Origin of the sequence: uncultured Pseudokineococcus sp. (assembly GCF_947495735.1) — a bacterium.
Classification (GTDB): Bacteria; Actinomycetota; Actinomycetes; order Actinomycetales; family Quadrisphaeraceae; genus Pseudokineococcus.
Window position 1 is genome coordinate 126,799 of the sequence record NZ_CANMAA010000008.1, and the last position, 22,194, is coordinate 148,992.

The following is a 22,194-nucleotide window of genomic DNA, read 5'->3' on the forward strand; positions in this document are numbered from 1 at the left end:
CGGCCGGAGCGGGCTACCGCGCGGGGCGCCCCCGCTCCTGGGCGCCGCGCTCCTGGACGCCGCGGTCGAGGTCCGCCGCGAAGGAGGCCAGCCAGGACATCGGGGCGTTCCAGTTGACCGTGATCTCGTTGGTCGACCAGGACCCGATGTCGTCGACGTAGCAGAGCTGCGCCGCGCACCCGCCGAGGATCGGTGCCGCCACCGGGTCGCCGGAGGTCGCGGCGCTCGAGTTCGGCCCGCCGGAGAGGGTCCCTGCGGGCGGGTGCGGCAGCGAGGGGTCCAGCTGGTGGGCGTACCACCGGCTGTGCTGGTTGCGGCTGTCGCGCTCGCCGTAGCCCGTGACGTAGCTCTGCGCCAGGGCGTTGCGCCCGAAGAGGTAGTCCATGCCGCGCAGCACGGCGTCGGCGTAGACCGCGTCCCCGGTGAGGTCGTACGCCGTCGCGACCACCTGGAGGTTGTTGGTGATCGCGCTGTTCGAGCCCCAGGCGTAGCGGTCGCCCTCGGGGGCGTAGGGCTGGCCGAACGGCTCGTCCCGCTGGGCGGCGACGTACCCGTCCGCGCCCTCGACCACGCTGGCCCGCACGCGCTCGCGGTCCGGGAGCGCGCTCGGCACCGTCGCGAGGTCGAGGCGCGCCAGCGCGGCGACGTCGCCCCACGCGAAGCCGTCGGCGCCGAAGACGTCGCCGGTGTGGTGCGGCGAGGCCAGGACGTCCTCGGCGTAGGCGTCCTCGCCGGTCGTCAGGAACAGCTCGGCGGCCGCCCAGTAGAGCTCGTCGGTGACGTCGTCGTCGTCGTAGGGGCCGCTGCCCGGGTTCGGGTCGACCGAGGCGTCCGGGGCCGGGGCGTAGAGGTCCGGCTCCGCCTGCGCCGCGGCGTACGCGGTCCGCGAGGCCTCGAGCAGCCGGTCGGCGAAGGCGGCGTCGTAGGGCCGCCACAGCCGCGCGCCCTGGGCGGCTGCTGCGGCCAGGTTCAGCCCCGCCGCGGTGGACGGGCGGTAGAGCCGGCGGGCCTGCGGGTCCTCGGCGGGCAGCATCGGCAGACCGGTCCAGTCGGCGTCCGCGACCTTGTGGTAAGCGAGCCCCGCGTGCTGCTGGCCCGCGGGGACCTGCATCTTGAGCATCCACTCGAGCTGCCAGCGCGCCTCGTCGAGCAGGTCCGGGACGCCGTTGCCGGCCTCCGGGATGCGCAGCGCGCCGTCGGCCAGGGCGCCGCGGTCGGCGGACGGCGCGGTGAGGCGTCGCTCCTGCTCCTGCATCAGCTGGGCCACCGCGATGCCGCCGTTGACGACGTACTTGCCGTGGTCGCCGGCGTCGTACCAGCCGCCCGTCACGTCGCGGGTGCCCTCGCACGTCCACGGCTCCCCGCCCTGGGCGACGTAGAGCTGCTGCGCGTCGTCGTCGAGCGGCAGGCACGGCACCGCGGCGTCGCCCTGGTTCGGCGCGACGCCGACGTGCCCGGCCTCCCGGCCGTAGCCGGGGGCCAGCTCGTCGGAGATCTCGATGCCGCTGCGGTTGGTGTAGAAGAACGTCTTCGCGTCGGTGCGCAGCGGCTCGTAGAGGTCCGCCGCGATGGTGAAGGGCTCGCTCGTCGCCCCGTCGGCGACGAGCGTGAAGCCCTCGCCGGAGACCGGGACGCGGCTGAGGTCGAGGGTGTGCACGTTCACGCCGGCGGTCGGGTCGACGCCCCGCGGGGTGGTGGTGCCCCGCGACAGGCGCCTCCCGTCGGCGCGGCGCAGCTCCCAGCGCACCGGCTCGGTCGACTCGGTGACGAGGGTGGCCTCCTTCGGGCCGCGCGGCAGGTACCCGAGCTGGTTGACCTTGAGGCGGGAGCCGGTGTCGGGCGCGTAGACGTCGGGCTCCGCGCCGCCGGTGAGGCTGACGTCGTCGACGCACAGGCGGTAGGCGGCCGGGTTCGTGATGTCCTGCTGGACGGCCAGCTCGGCGGTGGCGTAGTCCTGCTCGGGCGTGAAGGTGGCCGAGGAGGTCGACGGCTCCGGGGTGAGGGCCAGCTTCTGCGCCGGGAGGAACTGCAGGTAGTTCAGGTCCGCCCCGGCCTGGACGACGACGCGCACGTTCGCCGCCGTCGCCGGCTCGGTGAGCGCCTCCATCGAGAGCCGGTACGTCTCCCCGGCCTCCAGCGGCACCTGCTGGGTGATGGCGGCGCTGTAGGGCCCGCTGCCGGCCGGCACGTCGACGCAGCCGCGGCCGTCCACGACCGACGCCGCGGGGTAGGCGTTCCAGCCCGCCAGGCCGTCGTCGAAGGAGCCGTTGCGCACCTGCTCGGCGCCGTCGGCGGCTCCGGCCGGCGCGGCGCCGACGGCGAGGCCGGTCGCCGCGAGCGCCGCGACGGCCAGGGCGGCGGTGGACCGGGTGGCGGTGGACCGGGTGGCGCTGGAGCGGGCGGGTGCGGGGTGCCGGGTGAGGCGCGTCATCGAGACCTCTCGGGTGGGTGCGGGGCGGGGCTGGTGGCGCGGGGTCGCGGCGCCGGAGCGGGGAGGCGTCAGCCCTTGACGGCGCCGGCGGTGATGCCGCCGACGATCTGCTTGCCGAAGACGGCGGTGACGAGGAGCAGCGGGACCGTGGCGATGACGGTACCGGCGAGGATGACCGAGATGTCCGGCGTGTACCCCGCCCCGATGCCGGCGACGGCGACCTGGATGGTCGGGCTCTGCCGGACGACGATGAAGGGCCACAGGAAGTCGTTCCACGACGCCATGAAGGCGAGGATCCCGAGGACGGCCATGCCGGGGCGGGCCAGCGGGAAGACGATGGAGAAGACCGTGCGGTTCATCGACGCGCCGTCGACCCGCGCGGCCTCGATGAGCTCGTCCGGCAGCGCCTGGGAGATGTACTGGCGCATGAAGAAGACCCCGAAGGCGGTGACCGCCCCCGGGAGGATGACCGAGAGCAGGTTGTTGACGAGGCCCAGGCGGCTCATGACGACGTACAGCGGGATGATGCTGAGGGTCGGCGGGATCGTCAGCGTCGCCACCGTGATGCCGAAGAGCGCGTTCCGCCCGCGGAAGCTGCACTTGGCGAAGGCGAAGCCCGCGAGCGTGCAGAAGAAGATGGTGGTCGCGGTGACGGCCAGCGAGACGACCAGCGACCGTCCCAGGGCGGCGAACAGGTCCGCCTGCTCCAGCGCCAGCCGCATGTTCTCGAAGAGCTGCGGCCCGGGCAGCAGGGGCGGCGTGCCGTCGTAGAGGTCGGACGGGGAGTGCGAGCCCGCCACCAGGGAGTAGTAGAAGGGGAAGAGGAAGACGGCGGCCGTCAGCCCCAGCACGACGTAGGTGAGGGGGCCCGCCGCGTCCTCGGAGCGGCGCTTGCGGGTGCGCGGCTCGGGGGCGCCCGTCAGGGCGGGCGCGGCCGTGCGGACGTCGTCGACGGAGCCGGTGCTCATCGGGCGGCCTTCCGGGTCGAGGCGGTGCTGCGCCGGCCCAGGAGCGGCTGCCCCTTGTCGCGGGTGCGCAGCTGGGCGAGGCCGGCGTTGAGCAGGACCAGGAGGATGACGATGATCAGCGTGACGCAGGCGATGGCGGCGGCCCGCCCGAGGCGTCCCACCTCGAAGCCGGTCTCGTACATGAACAGCGTCAGGACCTGGTACTGGCCCAGCGCGCCACCGCCCGCCCCGTTGCCGAAGAGGAAGGGCTCGGTGAACAGCTGGGTCGCCCCGATGGTGGACAGGACGATCGTGAACAGGATCGTCGGCCGCAGCCCGGGGATGGTCACGTGGAGGAACTGGCGGAAGCGGCTCGCGCCGTCGATGGCCGCGGCCTCGTAGAGGTCCTTGGGGATGGACTGCATCCCCGCCAGGTAGATGAGCGCGTTGTACCCGGTCCAGTGCCAGGTGACGATCACCGCGATCGCGATCTGGGCGGTCCAGTTGCCGGTCGTCCAGGAGATCGGGTCCAGGCCGAGGACGCCCAGGACCACGTTCACCAGGCCGCCCGCCGTGTTGGCGAAGATGGAGCCGAAGACGAGCGTCGCGGCGACGAGGGAGGTGGCGTAGGGGACGATCATCGAGATGCGGAAGAAGGCCCGCACCTTCATGTTGAAGTTGAGCAGGTGGGCCAGCCCCAGGGCGAAGAGCAGCTGCGGAACCGTCGAGATGATCCCGATGGTGAGCGTCTTCCACAGCGAGTTGTAGAAGGCCTCGCTCTGGAACAGCCAGGCGTAGTTGTCCCAGCCGGCGAAGGTGGGCGACGAGCCGCCCAGGCGGTACTCGTGGAAGCTGATCCAGACCGTGTGCAGGAGCGGGAAGAGCCCGAAGGCGCCGAAGAGCAGGAAGAACGGCGCGATGTAGGCGTAGGGCGCGTTCCGGTAGGCCCGGCCGGATCGCCGCGAGCTGCGTGCCGAGGACGGCGGGCTGTCGCCTCCCGCCCCGGCGCGGGTCACCTCGGTCGTCGTCGGTGCGTGGACCGCCATGTTCGCTCTCTTCGTCGCTCGGTCGCCTGGGCGGGGTGGGGGTTGGACGCGGCGGTGCCCCTCACGCGGTCGTGGGGACGGCGCGACGGGTGGCCCCCCGGGGTCGGGGGGCCACCCGTCGGTGCGGTCGTCAGCCGACCTGGTCCTCGATGGTGCTCGAGGCGCTCTCCCAGGCGTCGGCGGGCGAGACGCCGTTGGCCTCGACCGTGACCAGCGCCTCGGTCAGCGCGATGTCGATCGCCCCGTCGTCGACGCCCAGCGGCTGGGCGGGAGCGGCCTGCGCGGAGGCGGAGAAGATCTGGCCGATGGGCGCGCCGCTGAAGTACTCGTCCGTGACGTCCTGGATCTGCTCCTGCGCGACGGTGTTCGAGGGGAAGGCGAGGCCGGCCTCGAACTCGGTCTTCTCAGCCTCGGCGCTGGTCAGGAAGGCGGCCAGGTCCGCGGCGGCGGCGGCGTTCTCGCTGTCCCGCGGGATCGCCAGGAAGGAGCCGCCCCAGTTGCCGCCCAGGCCCTCGGGCAGGGGGATGGCCGACCAGTTGCCGGCGTTCTCCTCACCGGCCTGCTGCTTGATGTAGCCGAGCATCCAGGCCGGGCAGGCGATCGTCGCGAAGTCCCCGGTGCTCATGGCCGTGTTCCACTCCGGGGAGAACTGGTCGAGCCCCGCCGTCAGGCCCTGCGCGGCGACGGCCGCCGCCCGGTCGAAGGCGGGCTTGACGGTCTCGTTGGTGTCCCAGGTCGGGTTGCCCTCCTCGTCGTAGTTGCGCACCGGCTCCACCGAGGTGAGCAGCCGGTAGTACCCGCTGGCGGAGTCCGTCCAGGCGTCGCCGCCGGTGGCCTCCTGGTACTGCTGGCCCAGCGACTCGTAGGCGTCCCAGTCGGTGACCTGGGCCGCGAGCTCCTCCGAGGTGGAGGGCAGGCCGGCCTCCTCGAGCTTGTCGCTGCGGAAGCAGATGGCCATGGGTCCGGAGTCCGTCGGCATGCCGAGGACGGCGCCGTCCTCCGTGGTGATCGCCCCGACGGCGGCCTCGGTCTCCTCGCTGAGCTGGTCGGCGAACTCGGTGTCGTTGACGTCGAGCCACACGTCCTGCTGCTGGCTCGTCACGAGGGCGGCGCGGCTGATCTCGAGCGGCTGGATGTCGGCGAGCCCGGAGCCGGAGTTGATCTTCGTGGCGAGCGCCGTCCAGTAGTCGGGCTCCTGCTGCACCTCGGAGAACTCGATGGTGACGTTCGGGTGCTCCTCCCGGTACTGGTCGAGCAGCCCGGCCTTGTCGTAGTTGGCGAAGATCCCGCCGAAGGAGTCGACCGTGATGGTGACCTCCTCGTCGGGGTCGGCGGTCCCCACGGGGCCCGAGCTGGCCTCGGAGCCCCCGCAGGCGCCGAGGCCGAGCGACGCCACGCTGACCGCCGCGACGGCGAGCACGGCCTTCCGGGAACGAGCTGAGAACACGTGGGACTCCTCACGGACCTCCCGTCGGGAGGTCGATCGTCGTTGATCGAGTACTGCAGAGCCTCGGCGCAGCGCGCTCGCCGTGGGGCCCTGGCCGCCCGGGGCCGGATCGGACTCCGGGGCCGCCAGGTCTCCTCGGCCGCGGACCGACCGAGGACCTGCGTGGAGCTGGGAGAAGCACGTCTCGACTGGCCGCACCAGCCGTCGCCCGTGAGGGGGCGCCCGAGGTCGTCAGCACCGATGCCTGGTGCGGTCGGACCGGCGTCCGGGAGCCTCCTCCGGCCGAGATCGTCGTCGATCAGAGCGGTCGATCGCGTGGAAGCGCTTCCACGCGATGGGGAGACTGTGTGCCAGGTCCTGCACGGCTGTCAAGAGGCGTCCCGCGGCCCCTGCGGGCGGTGCAGGGGGCGGTGCAGGGGGGCGGGCGGGCGGTCGGTGCGGGGTCCGCGCGAGCGGGGCAGCTCAGGCCGAGTCGCGGACGACGAGCCGGGCGGGGAGCAGCGCGCGGCCCCGGGAGGCCGGGACCCCGCCGTCCAGGGCGGTGACGACCATGGTGGCCATCTCGCGTCCCAGCTCCTCGAGGGGCTGGCGGACCGTCGTGAGCGCGGGCTGGACGGCGGTGGCGAGCGGGATGTCGTCGTAGCCGACGACGGCGACGTCCTCGGGGACGCGGAGGCCGCGCTCGCGCAGCAGGGTCAGGGCGCCGACCGCCATGAGGTCGTTCGAGGCGAAGACGCCGTCCAGGTCGGGCATCCGCGCCAGCAGCTCGGCCGTCGCCCGGTGCCCGCCCGCCGTCGTGTAGTCGCCCTCGGCGACGAGCGCGGTGACCTCCGCGGGCGTCCCCCGCGCGTCCTCCTGGCCACGACCGGCGCCGTCGTCGAGAGCGCGGCGCCAGCCGGCGAGCCGGTCCTGCGAGCTGGCCATGTCCGGCGGCCCCGTGACGAGCCCGAGCCGGCGGCAGCCGCGGTCCAGGAGGTGCTGCGTCGCGAGCCGCCCGCCGTCGACGTTGTCGGTGTCCACGTGGGGGAGGTCCTCGCCCACGCCCGACGGCGGGCGACCGGCCAGCACCACGGGGACGCCGCGCTCGCGCAGCCGCGCCGGTGCCGTCTCGCCCCCGTGCGCGGAGAGGAACATCGCGGCGTCCAGGTGCCCGCCGGCGGCGTAGCGCACCAGCTGCTCGCGGTCCGCCTCGCCGGCGACGACCGCGAACAGCAGCTGGCGGCGGCTGGCCGCGACGACCCGGTGGACGCCCTTGAGCACCGTCGCGAAGAACGGGTCGGAGAAGAACCGCTCCTCCTGCTCGCAGACGACGAAGGCGACGGCGTCGCTGCGCCGCGTGACGAGCATGCGGGCCGCGCCGTTGGGCACGTAGGACAGCGAGGCCGCGGCGCGCAGGACGCGGTCACGGGCGCTCTCGCTGACGCGGGGAGAGCCGGTCAGGACCCGGCTGGCGGTCGCGCGGGAGACGCCGGCGGCGAGGGCCACCGCGTCGAGCGTCGCGGACGTCCGTCCGTCCTCGACGCTCATGGGACCTCCTCCGCCGCCGACCGGTGCACCGCCGGGAGTATGGCGCCCCCGCGGCGGTGGGCCCCGCCACCGGCTCAGCGGGCACGACGAAGGCCCGGTGCGCATCGCAGCGGCGGTGGGCCCCGCCACCGGCTCAGCGGGCACGACGAAGGCCCGGTGCGCATCGCACCGGGCCCTCGTCGGGGATCGTCAGGTCAGCGCTGCTGGCGCACGTCCTGCGCCTTGCCCTGCGCCTGGCCCTTGACGTCCTGGGCCTGGCCCTGGGCCTCGCCCTTGACGTCCTGCGCGCGGCTCTGGGCCTCGCCCTTGACGTCCTGGGCGCGGTCCCGGGCCTCGCCCTTGACGTCCTGGGCGCGGCTCTGGGCCTCGTCCTTGACCTCCTGGGCGCCGCTCTGGGCCGTGTCCTTGACGGACTGCGCGGCCTCCTGAGCGGGCTGCTTGAGGTCCTGCGCGATCTCCTGGCCCTGGCTCTTCAGGTCCTGGACGAGCGGCTGGGCCTTCTGCTTCGCGGTCTCGGCGAGCTCCTGCTCCTTGCGGCTGGTGGGGATGAGCCCCGCCGCGAGGAGGCCGGCGCCGAAGGCGACCAGGCCGGCCGCGAACGGGTTGCCCCGGGTGCGGCTGGCGGCCTCGTGCGGCGCCGACGTCACGGCGTCGCGAGCGCTGGAGGCCGCGTCGCCGGCGCTGTCGCGCAGGTCGGACGCCGTGCCGCTGGCGCTGTCGCCCGCGGAGTGGGCGGAGTCGCTGACGTCGTGGGCCTTGCCCATGACGCGCTCCTTCAGGTCGTTGACGCGGCCCTTGGCGTCGCTCTTGACCTTGTCCACCTGGCGGTTCGCCTGGACCTTGGGGTTGGCCTCGTAGCTGAGCTCGTCCACGTCCGCGCTCAGCGATGCTCGCGTGCGCTCGATCTCGGCGCGGATCTCTTCCGGGCTCTGGCTCATCGGTTTGCCTCCTCGTGCCCCTTGACGGCGTTCGGGATCTTCTGGAGGGACTGCTGCGTCTGGGGCAGGCCCTTGGTCTTGTTGAGCTCCTTGCGCCCGACCGCGGCCAGGACGCCGGCGATGACGGCCCAGAGGATCGCCACCACGAGGCCGGACCAGGCGTAGCCGATGGCGTTGCCGAGGCCCCACCACAGGGCGATCGAGAGGAACAGGAGCACGAAGTGCCCCGCCACACCCGCACCGGCGAGCATCCCGGCGCCCTTGCCCGCGTGGGCCGCGGACTCCTTCGCCTCGGCCTTGGCCAGGGCGACCTCCTGGCGCATGAGCGTGGAGATGTCCGTCGTGACCGCGCTCAGCAGCTCCCCGAGGGAACGGTGGTCGTCACCGGCGGGACCGGGCGTGGGCGGGCCCACGGGGTGCGAGCCCTCGGCGTACGAGCCCGCGGTGGGCGAGCCCCCTGCGGGGGCGCTCACAGGGCCGTTCCGCGCTGGCCGCCGGGGGCGGCGCGGTCCTCGAGGGAGAGGCCGGCCGTGCCGGTGCCCTCCGCGGGGAGCCGGGTGCCGGTGGCGGTGCCGTAGGTCCCCGTCGTCGACGCGGTGCCGTAGGTCCCGGTCGTCGAGGCGGTGCCGTAGGTCACGTTCGACGTGCCGGCGGTGGACCCCTGACCCGAGGAGGAGGAGCCGGCGCCCGAGTCGGAGCCGGAGTCCTTCAGCCCGCGGCCGAGGCGGCCGGCCAGGAGGCCGGCGCCCGCCGCGAGGGCGAGGAAGGTGCCGGGACGGCGCGCGGCGAAGCGGCGCACGTCGTCGAGCAGGTCGGCGGGCTCGCGCTCACCGAGCCAGCGCTGGGCCTCCTCGACGCGGTCGCCGGCCTGGCGCACCAGGTCGGTGACGGGGCCGGAGCCGGGCTCGCCGTTGGACAGGCCGCGGAGCTCGTCCGTCAGTGACGACAGGCCCTGGGCGGCGCGGCGCTGCTGCTCACCGGCGTGCTGGCTGAGCTGCGAGCGGCCCTCGGACAGGAGGTCCTTGGCCTGGTGCTCGGCCTCCTGGCCGACGTCGGTCGCCTTGTCCTTGGCGGTGCCGGCGACCTGCTGGCCGGCGTCCTTCGCCGAGCCGGCGACCTGCTGGCCGGCGTCCTTGGCCGAGCCGGCGACCTGCTGGCCGGCGTGCTGCGCAGAGCCCGCGACCTGCTTGCCGGACTCCTTCGCGTTCCCGGCGACCTGCTTGCCGGCGTCCTTCGCGGCGTCCTTGCGGCCACCGCCGGACTGCTCGGCCGAGGTGGTCGCGATCGGCTCGGCGTTCGTGCGGTCGAACGGGTCGTCGGCGCGGTGCGCGGACGAGCCTCCTGTGCTCTGGCTCATGGTCTCTCCATCCTGTGGTCGGCCCCGAGGGGCCGGGTTGCGCGGCCGTCCCCCCGGTGGGCCGCGATCTGGTCGTCGTGCGGAGGGATCCGCGCCCAGTCGCGGACGGCCGGTCCGGTGCGTGGTGCCCCGGACCTCCGAGCGGACGGGAGCGCTCTGCTGCACATCCCTCGACGGGATGACGATGGCGCAGGCGGGACCCGCCCGCATCTCGGGGATGTCGGGGTGTCCCTGCGCCCACGTCGCAGGACGGCGCGGCTGCCGCTCCCGCCGCGCGGGCGTCCCGGCCCCTCAGGCGCCGACGTACGCCGCGAGGTGCTCGCCGGTGAGCGTGGACCGGGAGGCCACGAGATCGGCGGGGGTGCCCTCGAAGACGACTCGTCCGCCGTCGTGCCCGGCGCCCGGACCGAGGTCGACGATCCAGTCCGCGTGCGCCATGACCGCCTGGTGGTGCTCGACGACGACGACCGACCTCCCCGCGTCGACGAGCCGGTCGAGCAGGGCGAGGAGCTGCTCGACGTCGGCGAGGTGGAGCCCGGTGGTCGGCTCGTCCAGCACGAGGAGCCCGCCCTCCTCGCCCGTGCGGGTGGCCAGCTTGAGGCGCTGGCGCTCGCCGCCGGACAGCGTCGTGAGCGGCTGGCCGAGGCTGAGGTAGCCCAGCCCGACGTCGGCGAGCCGCTCGAGCACCCGGTGCGCCGCGGGCGTGCGCGCCTCCCCGGTGCGGAAGAAGCCCTCGGCCTCGGTGACGGACATCGCGAGCACCTCGCTGATGTCGCGGCCGCCGAGTCGGTGCTCGAGGACCGCGGCCTGGAAGCGCTTGCCCCCGCACACCTCGCAGGGGGTCGTGACCCCCGCCATCATCGCCAGGTCGGTGTAGATGACGCCGGCGCCCTTGCACGTCGGGCACGCGCCCTCGGAGTTGGCGCTGAAGAGCGCCGGCTTCACGCCGTTCGCCTTCGCGAACGCCTTGCGGACCGGCTCCAGCAGCCCGGTGCAGGTCGCCGGGTTGCTGCGCCGGGAGCCCTTGATCGCCGTCTGGTCGATCGTCACCACGCCGTCCCGGCCGGACACCGAGCCGGAGACGAGCGAGCTCTTGCCCGAGCCGGCGACGCCGGTGAGCACGCAGAGCACCCCGAGCGGGATGTCGACGTCGACGTCCCGCAGGTTGTGCCGGCTGGCGCCGCGGACCTCCAGCGCGCCGGTGCGCGTCCGCACCGACTCCTTGACCCTCGCGCGGTCGTCGAGGTGGCGGCCGGTGAGCGTCCCGCTGGTGCGCAGCCCCTCGACGGTGCCTTCGAAGCACACCGTGCCGCCGGCCGTCCCCGCCCCCGGGCCGAGGTCGACGACGTGGTCGGCGACGGCGATCACCTCGGGCTCGTGCTCCACGACCAGCACGGTGCTGCCCTTGTCGCGCAGGCGCAGCAGCAGGTCGTCCATGCGCTGGACGTCGTGGGGGTGCAGGCCGATGGTCGGCTCGTCGAAGACGTAGGTGACGTCGGTGAGCGAGGAGCCGAGGTGGCGGATCATCTTGGTGCGCTGCGACTCACCGCCCGACAGGGTCCCGGTGGAGCGGTCGAGGCTGAGGTAGCCCAGCCCGATCTCGACGAAGGACTCGAGCGTCTCCCGCAGGGCGGCCAGCAGCGGAGCCACCGACGGCTCGGAGAGGTCGCGCACCCACTCGGCCAGGTCGCTGATCTGCATCGCGCACGCGTCGGCGATGGACAGGCCCCGGACCTTCGACGACCTGGCTCCCTCGTTGAGCCGGGTGCCACCGCAGTCGGGGCACGTCGTGAAGGTGATCGCCCGGTCCACGAAGGCCCGGATGTGCGGCTGCATCGCCTCGCGGTCCTTGGCCAGCAAGGACTTGGAGAGCTTGGGGACCAGACCCTCGTAGGTCAGGTTGATCCCGTCGACCTTGATCTTGGTCGGCTCCTTGTGGAGCAGGTCGGCCAGCTCGCGCTCCGTGTAGTCCTTGATCGGCGTGTCCGGGTCGAAGAAGCCCGACCCGCTGTAGATGCGGCCGTACCAGCCGTCCACGCCGTACCCGGGGATCGTGAGCGCGCCCTCGTGGAGCGAGAGGCTGTCGTCGTAGAGCTGGGACAGGTCGAAGTCCGTGACGGAGCCGAGCCCCTCGCAGCGCGGGCACATGCCACCGGTGGTCGTGAACTCGCGGCGCTCCTCCACGGTCGTCCCACCGCGCTCGAGCGTCACCGCGCCCGCGCCGCTGACGGACGCGACGTTGAACGAGAACGCCTGCGAGGACCCGATGTGCGGCTCGCCGAGGCGGCTGAAGACGATGCGCAGCATCGCGTTGACGTCGGTGGCGGTGCCGACCGTGGACCGCGGGTTGGCGCCCATGCGCTCCTGGTCGACGACGATCGCCGTCGTCAGGCCCTCCAGCAGGTCGACGTCCGGCCGCCCGACGTCCGGCATGAAGCCCTGCAGGAAGGCGCTGTAGGTCTCGTTGATCATCCGCTGGGACTCCGCGGCGATCGTGTCGAAGACCAGGGAGCTCTTGCCCGAGCCGGAGACGCCGGTGAACACGGTCAGCCGGCGCTTGGGGATGTCGACGCTGACGTCCCGCAGGTTGTTCTCGCGCGCCCCGACCACGCGGATGCGGTCGTGGCTGTCGGCGACGTGCGGGGCGGCGCCCGCCCTCCCCGGTGGAGCCGTCCTGGGGGCAGTGCTCATCGCCGTCTCCTCCGCTCCTCCGGGCCTGCGGAGCCGAGCATGCTCGCGCCGGCGCGCGCGCACCAGGGCCTCGGCGAGGTCGTCGTGCGGACGTCTGCCGGTCGCCGCCGTACCGTCGCCGTGTGGACGACGAGCCGATGACGATGCCCTCCAGCGCGGCGACCGACCTGGCGGCGGTGCTCACGCGCTGCGGGAGCGACCTGGACAGCCTCGACCTGGCCACGGTCGCCGAGGCGCTGGGGGAGGTGCGGCGCGCGTCCGACGCGCTGCGCGAGGCGCTGCACGACCGCGGCTGGGGCACCGGCCTCGACGAGTGGGGCGCCTTCGACGAGCTCACCGGTGACGGGGTCGACGGCGTCGAGGACCTCATCGACGACGACGAGGAGGACACCGAGCCGCTCGAGGGCGACCGCTTCAGCTGGCAGGCGCGCTACGACTTCGTCGTCACCGACCCCGACGCGCTCGTCGCCCGGGCGCGCGCCCGCTCCCTCGAGGTCGACCCCGACGTCGACCCCGACGAGGCGCTGGAGGAGCACGGCGGACCGCTGGGCCTCCTGCTCCTGCTCGACGGCCCGCAGTTCCGCGACTACGACGACCACGGCGCCGTGATGGCCTACGGCACCGACACCTTCGCCTCGGTGGAGCGCACGCTCGACGAGATCGGCCGGGACGCCGGGGAGCAGTCCTACCCGCTGGCCTGAGGGGCGCCGGAGCGCTCGGGGCCCCGCCGCCCGGGACCGCACCCACCGACCGCGCCGTGGAAGAGGCGCCCCGGTGCGCTGGTTGGGCTGGGCGTCGCCGGGAGGTGCCCGGCGGCAGCGGCGTCGCAGGGCGCCAGGAGCTCGGAGGTCGGACATGGCTGCAGCAGCGCGCATCGCGACGACGGGGGCGACCGGGAACGTCGGCGGCCGCGTGGCCCGCCTGCTGTCCGCGGCGGGGGTCGACCAGGTGCTCGTGGTCCGGGACCCCTCCCGCGCCCCGGAGCTGCCCGGCGCGATCGTGGCGCAGGCCTCCTTCGAGGACGCGGACGCCGTCCGCGCGGCGCTCGCCGGCGTCCCCGTGGTCCTCATGGTCTCGGCGTCCGAGCACCCCCGGCGGGTCGACCTGCACCGCGCGTTCGTGGACGCCGCCGTCGCCGCGGGCGTCGAGCACGTCGTGTACCTGTCCTTCCTCGGCGCGGCCCCGGACGCGACCTTCACCTTCGCCCGCGACCACTGGGCCACCGAGGAGCACCTGCGGTCGACGGGCGTGGGCCTGACGGTCCTGCGCGACAGCACCTACGCCGACTTCCTGCCCCTCCTCGTGGGCGAGGACGGCGTCATCCGGGGCCCGGCGGAGGACGGGCGGGTCGCCCCGGTCGCCCAGGACGACGTCGCGGAGGCGGCGGTCGCGGTCCTGCTCGACCCGGCCGCCCACGCCGGGCGCACCTACGACCTGACGGGCCCGACGTCGCTGTCGCTCGACGAGGCGTCGTCGCTGCTGTCGGCCGAGCTCGGCCGGCGAGTGCGCTACCAGCCCGAGACGGTCGACGAGGCCTACGCCTCCCGGGCCTCCTACGGCGCGGAGCAGTACGAGGTCGACGGGTGGGTCACCACCTACACCTCGATCGCGCGCGGGGAGATGGACGTGGTGAGCGACGACGTCGAGCGGCTCACCGGTCACCCCGCGCGCTCGCTCGTCGACGTGCTGCGCGCGTCCCGGGGCTGACGTCGAGGTCCTCGCCACGTCGGGCGCCGACGGTGGCGACGACCTCGACGTCGCCGGAGGGGGCCTCGAGACGGAGGTCGCCGTCGCGGTCCGCCTCGGGGCCGACCCGGGCCTCCCTCTCGGGCGGAGACCCCGCGGAGCCGCCGCCCGACCGCCGGCGCCGGGTCCTGCCCCCGCCGAGGGCCGCGGACCGGGCGACGAGAGTCCGGCGTCGTCGCGACCAAGGTCCCTGGAGCGCACCCGTCGTCGGGCGCAGCATCGAGTCGTCAGGCGGTCCACCCGGGGCCGCCCCTCACGAGACGAGGAGCGAGACGATGACGAGCACCGCGACCGCCGAGGTCCAGCAGGAGAGCGTCCCCCGCGACCACGACGGCGGTGACCTCCCCCGGGGCGGGGTCGTCGTGGGCTACGACGGCTCGAGCGCCGCTGTCGAGGCCGTGACGTGGGCCGCGGCCGAGGCCCGCGCCCTGGGGGCGCCGCTGACCGTGCTGCACGCCGTGGACTTCCACGGCACGAGCGCCGAGCTGCTCCGCGACCTGTCGATCCACGACCTGGAGGCGCAGGTGGCCGCTCAGGCGCGGCGCATCGCGGAGGAGGGCGCACGCATCGCCCGCGACGGCGCGCCCACGCCGGTGCAGGCGGTGTCGCGCCTGGTCAGCCCCGTCGACGCGCTGGTCGAGGCCTCGCGCCGGGCCGCTCTCGTGGTGGTCGGCAACCGCGGGCGCGGGACCCTGCGCGCCGCCCTGCTCGGGTCGGTCGCCTTCGGCACCAGCGCCCGGGCGAGCAGCCCGGTCCTGGTGCTGCGCCGCGGGACGGCCCGCACCCCGGACGCCGACCACCCCGTGGTCGTCGGCGCCGACGGCTCGCCCAGCGCCGAGCGCGCCCTGGACGTCGCCGCCGACCTCGCCGCGCGCACCGGGGCGGTGCTCCAGCCGATCACGGCCTGGACCGTGCCGCCGGTGGGTCCCTACGGGGCGGTCTCGGAGCTCTACGCGCCCGAGCTGCACGCGCTCGCGGGGGCCGCGAGCGCCGCGGCGACGGAGCGCGCGCGGCAGCGCCACCCCGACCTCGTCGTCGACGCGCGCGTGGTGCAGGACCAGCCCGTCCGGGCGCTGGGCGCGGCGTCCCAGGGCGCCGGGCGGGTGGTCGTCGGCAGCCAGGGCCACGGGCGCGTCCTCGGCGCCGTCCTGGGCTCGGTCAGCCAGGGCGCCGTCCACGCCTGCGCCTGCCCCGTCGAGGTCGTCCGCCCCGACCCCGTCTGACGTCGTCCGCGGGCGGCGCGGCGCGCGGAGCACCTGGCGGCCGCTCCCCGGGCGAGCGTGCGGTGGACGCGCCGGTCGGGTGGGGTCGGGAGCTGTCGACTACTCCGGGTGCGGGGCGCCGCGGGGTCGGGAGCCGTCGACCACCTCGCCGCGGGTGCCCGCCGCCTCCCGCGGCCGCGTCGCGGCGTACCAGCCGGCGGCGACGAGCACGACGAGCGCCACGTCCACGACGTCGCCGCCGTAGGACATGAGCTGGGCGCCGACCTCGGCGTCGCGGGCGTCGACGCCGGCGGGCGGGTGCGCGTAGAGGCGCTTCGCGAGGACCGAGTGCGCGGCGACGTAGACGACGAGCACGCCCGAGCGCACGGCGACGGACGCGCGGTGCGGGTCGGGGTCGACGCCCACCACCGACGCGGTGAAGAGGTACCCGGCCAGCAGGACGTGCGCGTGAACCGCGGCGTGCACCAGCGGCGAGGCGTGCATCGCCGGGTACAGGTCGGTGCCGTAGAGCACCCACAGGCCGCCGCCGGCGAGGACCGCGGCGACGGCCGGGTGGGTGAGCACGCGCACGGGCGGGCTGCGCAGCACCCGGGTGAGCGCCCGGGCTCGTCGCACCGGCATCGCGCGCAGGGCGAGGGTAACCGGAGCGCCGAGCACGAGCAGCAGGGGTCCGAGCATCCCCAGCAGCAGGTGCCCGGCCATGTGGGCGGTGAAGCTGGTGCGCGCGGCGTCGGCGAGAGGGCCTGCGAGCGCGGCGGCGACGCACACCAGCCCGCTGGCGAAGAGCGCGGTGCGGTGCGCCGGCCAGGGGCTGCGGTGCCGGGACGCGCGCAGCCCCGCGGCGTACGCGCCGGCGACCACGAGGACGCCCGCGACGACGGACACCTCGAGGACGGCCCAGCCGAGGGCCCCGTGCGCGGCGGCGTCGTGCTGGTGCTCCACGCGCCGTCAGCCCCGCGGGCGAGCGCTGGACCGGTCGGGGCGCGCGCGGCGCAGCAGGACCAGGCCGGCGAGCAGGACGAGGACGGCCGAGCCGATCCAGACGGCGTCGTAGACCCAGAGGTGCTCGACGCCGTAGCGGACCTGGTGGATGCGCAGCAGCTTGTGGTCCACGACGCCGTCGAAGAGCTGGAAGCCGCCGACGCCGGCCAGGACGGCGCCCGTCCACCGGCCCCAGCGCACCGGCGCGCGGCGCCGCACGTCGGCGAGCAGGAAGAGCCCCCACACGGTGATCGACCAGGTGACGGCGTGGAAGAAGCCGTCCGCGGTGATCGCGACGGCGGTCGTGGACCGGTCGTAGAAGTGGTGCCACTGGAGGGCGAGGTGGAAGACGAAGAGGTCGACCATCGAGCCCGCGACGCCGACGCCGAACAGGACGCCGGCCAGGACCGTCCGGCGGTCGAGGTCCGCGGGGCCGCTGCGCGCGGTCGTGCGGCGCGAGCCCTCGGCCGGTGTGCTGGCGGCCATCGGCGGCCTCCCGTCCCTCGTGGTCCGGCCATCCGACCACAGGTGCCGCGCGGGAGGACGGCGGGGCCACGCCCTGCGTCGGCGCGCCGGTCCGACGGGCGCGAGTCAGCCGACGGGCTGCCGCAGCACGGTCCTCAGGCGGCTCGCGCCGACCCGTCGCGGGTCGCTGAGGTAGATCTCGTGGTGCCGGCCCGTCATCGCCAGACCCAGGGACGGGATGACGACGGAGTGCATCTCCTCCAGGACGGGACCCTCGGCGTCGTAGGGGCCGACGTGCAGGGTCTGCACGCTCCGCCCCTCCGCGAGGCCCGTGAGGCGGACGCGCTCCAGCGCGGGCGGGGCGGCGCGGTCCGCGACGGCGGCCCGTGCGCGCTCGACGTGCTCCCCGGTGAGCCAGCCCGGGACCATGATCATCAGGGTCCAGCTCCAGCGGGACTTCTCCCGGGCGGTCGTGAAGGTCGCCATGTCGTCGGACCACCAGAGCGCCTCCAGCGGCATCACGACGTGGTCGCGGCCCAGCTCGTCCCTGCTCAGCGACTTGAGCCCGTAGGCCAGCGGGTAGAGGGAGGTGACGGCGTCCCGGTAGTCGCCCGCGGTGTTCGGGTCGCCCGAGCCGTCCACCGCCAGGTACTGGAGCGGGGGCACCTCGACGACGTCGAACCTCCCGCGGGTGGCGCGGTAGGAGGGGATCGTGCGCTTGTGGTCGACCTTCACGGCTCCTCCGCGGGCGTCGGGCGGGGCTCGTGCTCGGCCAGGAAGCCGAGCAGGAGCCGGTTCACGGCCTCGGGCTGGTCCTGGTTCGCGGTGTGGCCGGCACCCGGGACGACCTCGTAGCGGCAGCGGGGGTCGAGGGCGGCCCAGCGCGGGGCCTCGCGCGCGACGGTGCCGGTGCGGTCGTGCTCGCCGACGAGCAGCAGGAGGGGGTGCTCGAGGCGGTGCTCGGGCCGCGGGTCCAGCGCTCGCGTCACCGCGTCCCAGACCGCCAGGAGGTCCGCGCGCGACATCTGGTCGCCGGCCTCCCGGGCGTACCGCTGCACGGCGGGGACGACTGAGGTGGACCGGGCGGACAGCTGGCGCAGGTGCCGCTCGGGCCACCATCGGAACGCCGTGCGCGACGCCGCGAGCCCCCAGCGCTGCCACGCGGGCAGCGGCAGGGTGAGGCTGCTGCCGCCGATGACGACCAGCGAGGCGACGCGCTCGGGGGAGTCGAGCGCGATCCGCTGGGCCACGTAGGTGCCCAGCGACTGCCCGACGTGGTGGACGGGGCCCCGCTCGCCGAGGGAGTCCAGCACGGCGAGCAGGTCGGCCGCCATGTCCGCGACGGTGATCGGGGAGCGGCCGAGCGGGCGGGAGGCCCCGTGACCGCGGGAGTCCCAGACCAGCGCCCGGTACCCGGCCGCGGTCAGCGCCGGGACCTGCTCGTCGAACATGCGCGAGTCCGTCGTCGCGCCGTGGCTGAGCACCACCAGCGGCCCGCGCTCGGGGCCGGTGACCCAGGAGTGGACGCTCGTCCCGGAGCGCGTGACGACGTCGTGGCCCGCGCGGGGACCTGCCGGGCTGACCACCGGGCGATGGTCCCTCAGGCCGGGCGCGTGGCGGCGCGGACGACGGCGCTGATGGCGGTGCCGACGAGCCGCGAGGCGCCGCGGCGGGGCAGCGCGTCGAGCGCGGCGGTGTCGTCCAGGCGGGCGGTGTCGCCGTCGGCCGCGGCCCGGACGACGTGCAGGGCCGCCTCCTGGTGGGTGTCCAGGGCGCTGTGGCCCGTGCGCGCCAGCGGGACGAGCAGGCCGTCGGGGGCGAGGTCGACGGCGCGCCGGGCGACGGGTCGGGGGGTGCGCAGGTCGCGCTCCCCGGAGACGACGACGACCGGCCAGGGCGCGCGCCGCAGCGCCGCGGGCAGGTCGAGGGCCTCGCCGGTGAAGCGGGGCTGGCGCGCGGCGGCCTCGGCGAAGTCGAGCTGGGGGTCCAGCGGGCCGCCGTCGGGCGGCAGGCCGAAGCCGAGCTCGCCGTAGGCGATGCCCGCGACGAGGTCGGGCTCCATCAGGAAGCGCTGGCCGGCCCCCTCGAGCTCGCCGGCGCCGAGACCGGCGATCCGGGTCCACGTGCCCCGCAGGCGTCCTCGCGCGCGGGCGAGCAGCAGCCGGTGCAGCACGTCGGGCCCCGCGAACTCGAAGACGACCTGGACGACGTGCGACAGCTCGCGCATCGGGCCGCCGCGGGCGGCGAGGGCCCGGACGGCGGCCGCCACCGGCGCCAGCTCCGGGTCCTCGCCGTCCCAGAGGAGGCGACGGCGGTGGGCGCGGTTCGCGGCGAGGTCGTCCTCCACGGAGAGCATCGGCGAGTCCAGGACCATCGCCGCCACGCGCTCGGGGTGGCGGGCGCCGAGGGCCTGGGCCAGGTGGGTGCCGTAGGAGGAGCCGTAGACGACGGCCCGCTCGACCCCGGCGGAGTCGAGGACGGCGGCCAGGTCGTCGGCGGCCTGCCGGACGGTCACCGCCTCGCGCGGCAGGTCGGCGCCGCGGGCGTCGGTGCGGGAGAGCCCGACGCCGCGGTGCTCGACCATCAGCGCGTCCAGCCCGAGGGCGGCCGCCCGCGCGCGCAGGCCCCGGTACGGCAGGACCGAGGCGAGGCCGGGCCCACCGGGCACGAGCAGCACCGGCAGGCCCCGTCGGTCCTGCGCGGGCGTGGCGCGCACGTAGGTCAGCGGGAAGGAGGCGCCGGAGCCCAGCGGTCGGTCCACGACGTGCCCGTCGCGGCGGGCCAGCTGGCGGGCCATCCCCTCGAGGCCGGTGCGGCGGCTCATGACCCGACAACGGCGCGGGAGCGGAGTCGAGTTCCCCGGGCGACGGAGGACGGGCCTCGGGCGACGGCCGCCGTGCGCGCCGGGGGAGCGCTCAGGCGCGCTCGCGCAGCCCGAGCCGGACGTGCTCGGCGTGGTGGACGGCCTGGTCCAGGAGCGCGGCGACGTGGTCGTCGTGCAGCGCGTAGGTCACCGAGCGACCCGCGCGGGTGCCGGTGACCAGGCCGAGGTGGCGCAGCAGCCGCAGCTGGTGGGAGACGGCCGACTGGGCCATCGCCACGCTCTCGACGATCTCGCCGACGGTCGCGGGGCCCTCGCGCAGCCGTCCCAGGATGAGCAGGCGGCTGGGGGTGGCCAGCGCCTGCAGCGTCTCGGCGACCTCCTGGGCGGTGGCCGGGTCCAGGCGCGCGCGCGTCACCGCCTGCTCGCCCGCGTGGCCCATGAAGGCACTCTAGGCTCCGTCACATGAACGCATGAGCATGTGTAGGGTCCGGCGGCATGACGGCGACGACCTCCGCCCCGCCCGACGCGCCGGCCGCGCTCGCCGCGCCGCCCCGCCTCGGCGGGCGGGAGCTGGTGGCGATGCCCGAGGTGCGGTGGGCGGCCGTCGCGCTGGCGCTCTTCGCCGTCGGTGCGCTGGCTCAGCTCGCCGGTGCGCCCCCGGGCGTCTTCTGGTCCCTCTACCTCGCCTGCTACGCGGCCGGGGGGTGGGAGCCGGCGCTCGCGGGTCTGCGGACCCTGCGCGAGGGCGCCCTGGACGTCGACCTGCTCATGGTCGTGGCGGCCGTCGGCGCCGCGGCGATCGGCCAGGTCTTCGACGGGGCCCTGCTCATCGTCATCTTCGCGACGTCCGGTGCGCTGGAGGCCTTCACGACCCGGCGCACGGAGGACTCGGTGCGCGCCCTGCTCGAGCTGGCCCCCGAGCGGGCCCACCTCGTCGCCCGGGGCGCCCCCGACGGGTCGGTGCCGGTCGCGCCGGAGGACGTCGACGTCGCCGACCTCGGGGTCGGGGACGAGGTGCTGGTGCGCCCCGGCGAGCAGGTCGGCGCCGACGGCGTCGTGGTCTCCGGGGCGAGCGAGGTCGACGAGTCGTCGGTGACCGGTGAGTCGGTGCCCGCGGCCAAGGGGGTCGGCGCCGCCGTCTACGCCGGCACCCTCAACGGCACCGGCTCCCTGCGGGTGCGGGTGGAGGCCGCGTCCGGGGACTCCCTCGTCGCCCGCATCGGCGCGATGGTCGAGCGGGCCTCCTCGACCAAGGCGACCCGCCAGCTGTTCATCGAGAAGGTCGAGCAGCGCTACTCCGTGGGCGTCGTGGTGGCCACGCTCGCGCTGTTCACGGTCCCGCTGCTCCTCGGCGCCCCGCTGGAGGACGCGCTCCTGCGGGCGATGACGTTCATGATCGTCGCCTCGCCGTGCGCCCTGGTCCTCGCCACGATGCCCCCGCTGCTGGCCGCGATGGCGAACGCCGGTCGCCACGGCGTGCTGGTGAAGTCGGCCGTGGCGATGGAGCGGCTCGCCGAGGTCGACCAGGTGGTGCTCGACAAGACCGGCACCCTCACGCTGGGCGCCCCGCAGCTCGCGCGCGTCCAGGTGCTGACCGGCGCGCCGGTCGACGAGGACGCCGCCCTGGGCCTGGCCGCCGCCGCCGAGCGCCTCAGCGAGCACCCCCTGGCCGCGGCGGTCGTCGACGCCGCCCGGTCCCGGGGGCTGCGGGACGAGGCGGACGTCACCGACTTCGACGCCGCGCCCGGCCGCGGCGTCTCGGCCCTCGTCGGGGGCCGCCGCGTCGAGGTCTGCGCGCCCACCGCCCTCGCCGCCGACGGGCCGCCGCCCGAGGACCTCGCCGAGGCCGTCGCGGACGCCGAGGCGCGCGGCTGGAGCACCGCCGTCGTCCTGCTCGAGGGCCGGCCCGTGGCCGTCCTCGCCCTGGCCGACGAGATCCGCCCCGAGGCGGCCCCCGCCGTCGCCGCCCTGGCGCTCGCCACCGCCCACCCGCCGGCCCTGCTCACCGGCGACCACCACCGGGCTGCCGCGCGCGTGGCCGGGGCCACCGGCATCGAGGACGTCCGCACCGGCCTGCTCCCGCAGGACAAGGCCGACCACGTCGACGCCCTGCAGGCGCAGGGGCGGCGCCTCGCGCTGGTCGGCGACGGCATCAACGACGCCCCCGCGATGGCGAGCGCGCACGCCGGCCTGGCGATGGGGCGCCGGGGCTCGGACCTGGCGCTGCAGACCGCCGACGCCGTCGTCGTCCGCGACGACCTGCGCACCGTCCCCGCCGTGCTGCACCTGGCCGCCCGGGCTCGGCGCGTGGTCCGCGCCAACCTCGTGATCGCCGGGACCGTCATCGTCGTCCTCGTCACCTGGGACCTCTTCTGGCACCTGCCCCTGCCGCTCGGCGTCGCGGGCCACGAGGGCTCCACCGTCCTCGTCGCCCTCAACGGCCTGCGGCTGCTCTCCTCCCGCGCCTGGCGGGCCCCGGCCGCCTGAGCCTCGCAGCCCGCGCACGAGGAGGACGACGTCCTGCCGCCGTGGCGTCGCAGGTTCCTGACCTGCGACGACGCTCCGTGACGC

Annotated in this window: 19 protein-coding genes; 4 read left to right on the forward strand and 15 right to left on the reverse strand. The window is 75.4% G+C overall.

Annotated elements, in window-relative coordinates:
• Nucleotides 1-13: 13 nt before the first annotated feature.
• From Q0848_RS12390 to Q0848_RS12430, 9 genes are all read right to left on the reverse strand, one after another.
• Nucleotides 14-2,431 (reverse strand): glycoside hydrolase family 9 protein, encoded by a 2,418-nt coding sequence (locus Q0848_RS12390; RefSeq protein WP_299037981.1) that lies wholly within the window; start codon nucleotides 2,429-2,431, stop codon nucleotides 14-16.
• Between the two features lie 68 nt (nucleotides 2,432-2,499).
• The gene (locus Q0848_RS12395) at nucleotides 2,500-3,399 is read right to left on the reverse strand and encodes a carbohydrate ABC transporter permease (protein ID WP_299037983.1); all 900 of its coding nucleotides are present in this window, start codon (nucleotides 3,397-3,399) and stop codon (nucleotides 2,500-2,502) included.
• A complete protein-coding gene (locus Q0848_RS12400) occupies nucleotides 3,396-4,424 on the reverse strand; it encodes a carbohydrate ABC transporter permease (RefSeq protein WP_299037986.1) in 1,029 nt (342 codons plus the stop codon). Before Q0848_RS12400 ends, Q0848_RS12395 begins: the two co-directional genes overlap by 4 nt.
• A gap of 130 nt (nucleotides 4,425-4,554) precedes the next feature.
• Entirely contained in the window at nucleotides 4,555-5,871 is a 1,317-nt protein-coding gene (locus Q0848_RS12405; protein ID WP_299037987.1) for an ABC transporter substrate-binding protein, read from the reverse strand.
• A 462-nt stretch (nucleotides 5,872-6,333) separates the two neighbouring features.
• Nucleotides 6,334-7,398 carry a LacI family DNA-binding transcriptional regulator gene (locus Q0848_RS12410; RefSeq protein ID WP_299037989.1) on the reverse strand — a complete coding sequence of 355 codons (1,065 nt, stop codon included), beginning with the start codon at nucleotides 7,396-7,398 and terminating at the stop codon, nucleotides 6,334-6,336.
• A gap of 194 nt (nucleotides 7,399-7,592) precedes the next feature.
• Nucleotides 7,593-8,336 carry a DUF3618 domain-containing protein gene (locus Q0848_RS12415; protein WP_299037991.1) on the reverse strand — a complete coding sequence of 248 codons (744 nt, stop codon included), beginning with the start codon at nucleotides 8,334-8,336 and terminating at the stop codon, nucleotides 7,593-7,595.
• Nucleotides 8,333-8,749 carry a phage holin family protein gene (locus Q0848_RS12420; protein ID WP_366146585.1) on the reverse strand — a complete coding sequence of 139 codons (417 nt, stop codon included), beginning with the start codon at nucleotides 8,747-8,749 and terminating at the stop codon, nucleotides 8,333-8,335. The genes Q0848_RS12415 and Q0848_RS12420 overlap by 4 nt, the downstream gene beginning before the upstream one ends.
• Nucleotides 8,750-8,805: 56 nt before the next feature.
• Complete coding sequence (locus tag Q0848_RS12425; RefSeq protein ID WP_299037995.1) at nucleotides 8,806-9,693, reverse strand: hypothetical protein; 888 nt, start codon at nucleotides 9,691-9,693, stop codon at nucleotides 8,806-8,808.
• A 291-nt stretch (nucleotides 9,694-9,984) separates the two neighbouring features.
• Nucleotides 9,985-12,384, reverse strand: coding sequence for an excinuclease ABC subunit UvrA (locus Q0848_RS12430; protein WP_299037997.1), 2,400 nt, complete (start codon nucleotides 12,382-12,384; stop codon nucleotides 9,985-9,987).
• Between the two features lie 122 nt (nucleotides 12,385-12,506).
• Between Q0848_RS12430 and Q0848_RS12435 the strand changes: the two genes are divergently transcribed.
• The 3 genes from Q0848_RS12435 (at nucleotide 12,507) to Q0848_RS12445 (ending at nucleotide 15,353) form a co-directional block, all read left to right on the forward strand.
• The gene (locus tag Q0848_RS12435; protein WP_299037999.1) at nucleotides 12,507-13,085 is read left to right on the forward strand and encodes a hypothetical protein; all 579 of its coding nucleotides are present in this window, start codon (nucleotides 12,507-12,509) and stop codon (nucleotides 13,083-13,085) included.
• A 154-nt stretch (nucleotides 13,086-13,239) separates the two neighbouring features.
• Nucleotides 13,240-14,091, forward strand: coding sequence for an SDR family oxidoreductase (locus Q0848_RS12440; protein WP_299038001.1), 852 nt, complete (start codon nucleotides 13,240-13,242; stop codon nucleotides 14,089-14,091).
• Between the two features lie 314 nt (nucleotides 14,092-14,405).
• A complete protein-coding gene (locus tag Q0848_RS12445) occupies nucleotides 14,406-15,353 on the forward strand; it encodes a universal stress protein (RefSeq protein WP_299038003.1) in 948 nt (315 codons plus the stop codon).
• A 99-nt stretch (nucleotides 15,354-15,452) separates the two neighbouring features.
• Here the strand turns inward: Q0848_RS12445 and Q0848_RS12450 are convergent, their stop codons facing one another.
• The 6 genes from Q0848_RS12450 to Q0848_RS12475 all read right to left on the reverse strand — a co-directional run bounded on the left by Q0848_RS12450 (nucleotide 15,453) and on the right by Q0848_RS12475 (nucleotide 20,062).
• Entirely contained in the window at nucleotides 15,453-16,295 is an 843-nt protein-coding gene (locus Q0848_RS12450) for a cytochrome c oxidase assembly protein (RefSeq protein ID WP_299038005.1), read from the reverse strand.
• A gap of 6 nt (nucleotides 16,296-16,301) precedes the next feature.
• Nucleotides 16,302-16,820 (reverse strand): DUF2243 domain-containing protein, encoded by a 519-nt coding sequence (locus tag Q0848_RS12455; protein ID WP_299038007.1) that lies wholly within the window; start codon nucleotides 16,818-16,820, stop codon nucleotides 16,302-16,304.
• A gap of 105 nt (nucleotides 16,821-16,925) precedes the next feature.
• Nucleotides 16,926-17,534, reverse strand: a complete 609-nt coding sequence (locus Q0848_RS12460; RefSeq protein ID WP_299038009.1) for a GyrI-like domain-containing protein — start codon at nucleotides 17,532-17,534, stop codon at nucleotides 16,926-16,928.
• Nucleotides 17,531-18,385, reverse strand: coding sequence for an alpha/beta fold hydrolase (locus tag Q0848_RS12465; protein WP_299038011.1), 855 nt, complete (start codon nucleotides 18,383-18,385; stop codon nucleotides 17,531-17,533). Before Q0848_RS12465 ends, Q0848_RS12460 begins: the two co-directional genes overlap by 4 nt.
• A gap of 14 nt (nucleotides 18,386-18,399) precedes the next feature.
• Complete coding sequence (locus tag Q0848_RS12470; RefSeq protein ID WP_299038013.1) at nucleotides 18,400-19,623, reverse strand: alpha/beta fold hydrolase; 1,224 nt, start codon at nucleotides 19,621-19,623, stop codon at nucleotides 18,400-18,402.
• Nucleotides 19,624-19,714: 91 nt separating this feature from the next.
• A complete protein-coding gene (locus tag Q0848_RS12475; protein ID WP_299038015.1) occupies nucleotides 19,715-20,062 on the reverse strand; it encodes a helix-turn-helix transcriptional regulator in 348 nt (115 codons plus the stop codon).
• Between the two features lie 56 nt (nucleotides 20,063-20,118).
• Between Q0848_RS12475 and Q0848_RS12480 the strand changes: the two genes are divergently transcribed.
• On the forward strand, nucleotides 20,119-22,110 hold the full coding sequence (locus Q0848_RS12480; protein WP_299038018.1) for a heavy metal translocating P-type ATPase: 1,992 nt from the start codon (nucleotides 20,119-20,121) through the stop codon (nucleotides 22,108-22,110).
• The last annotated feature ends 84 nt before the right edge of the window (nucleotides 22,111-22,194 follow it).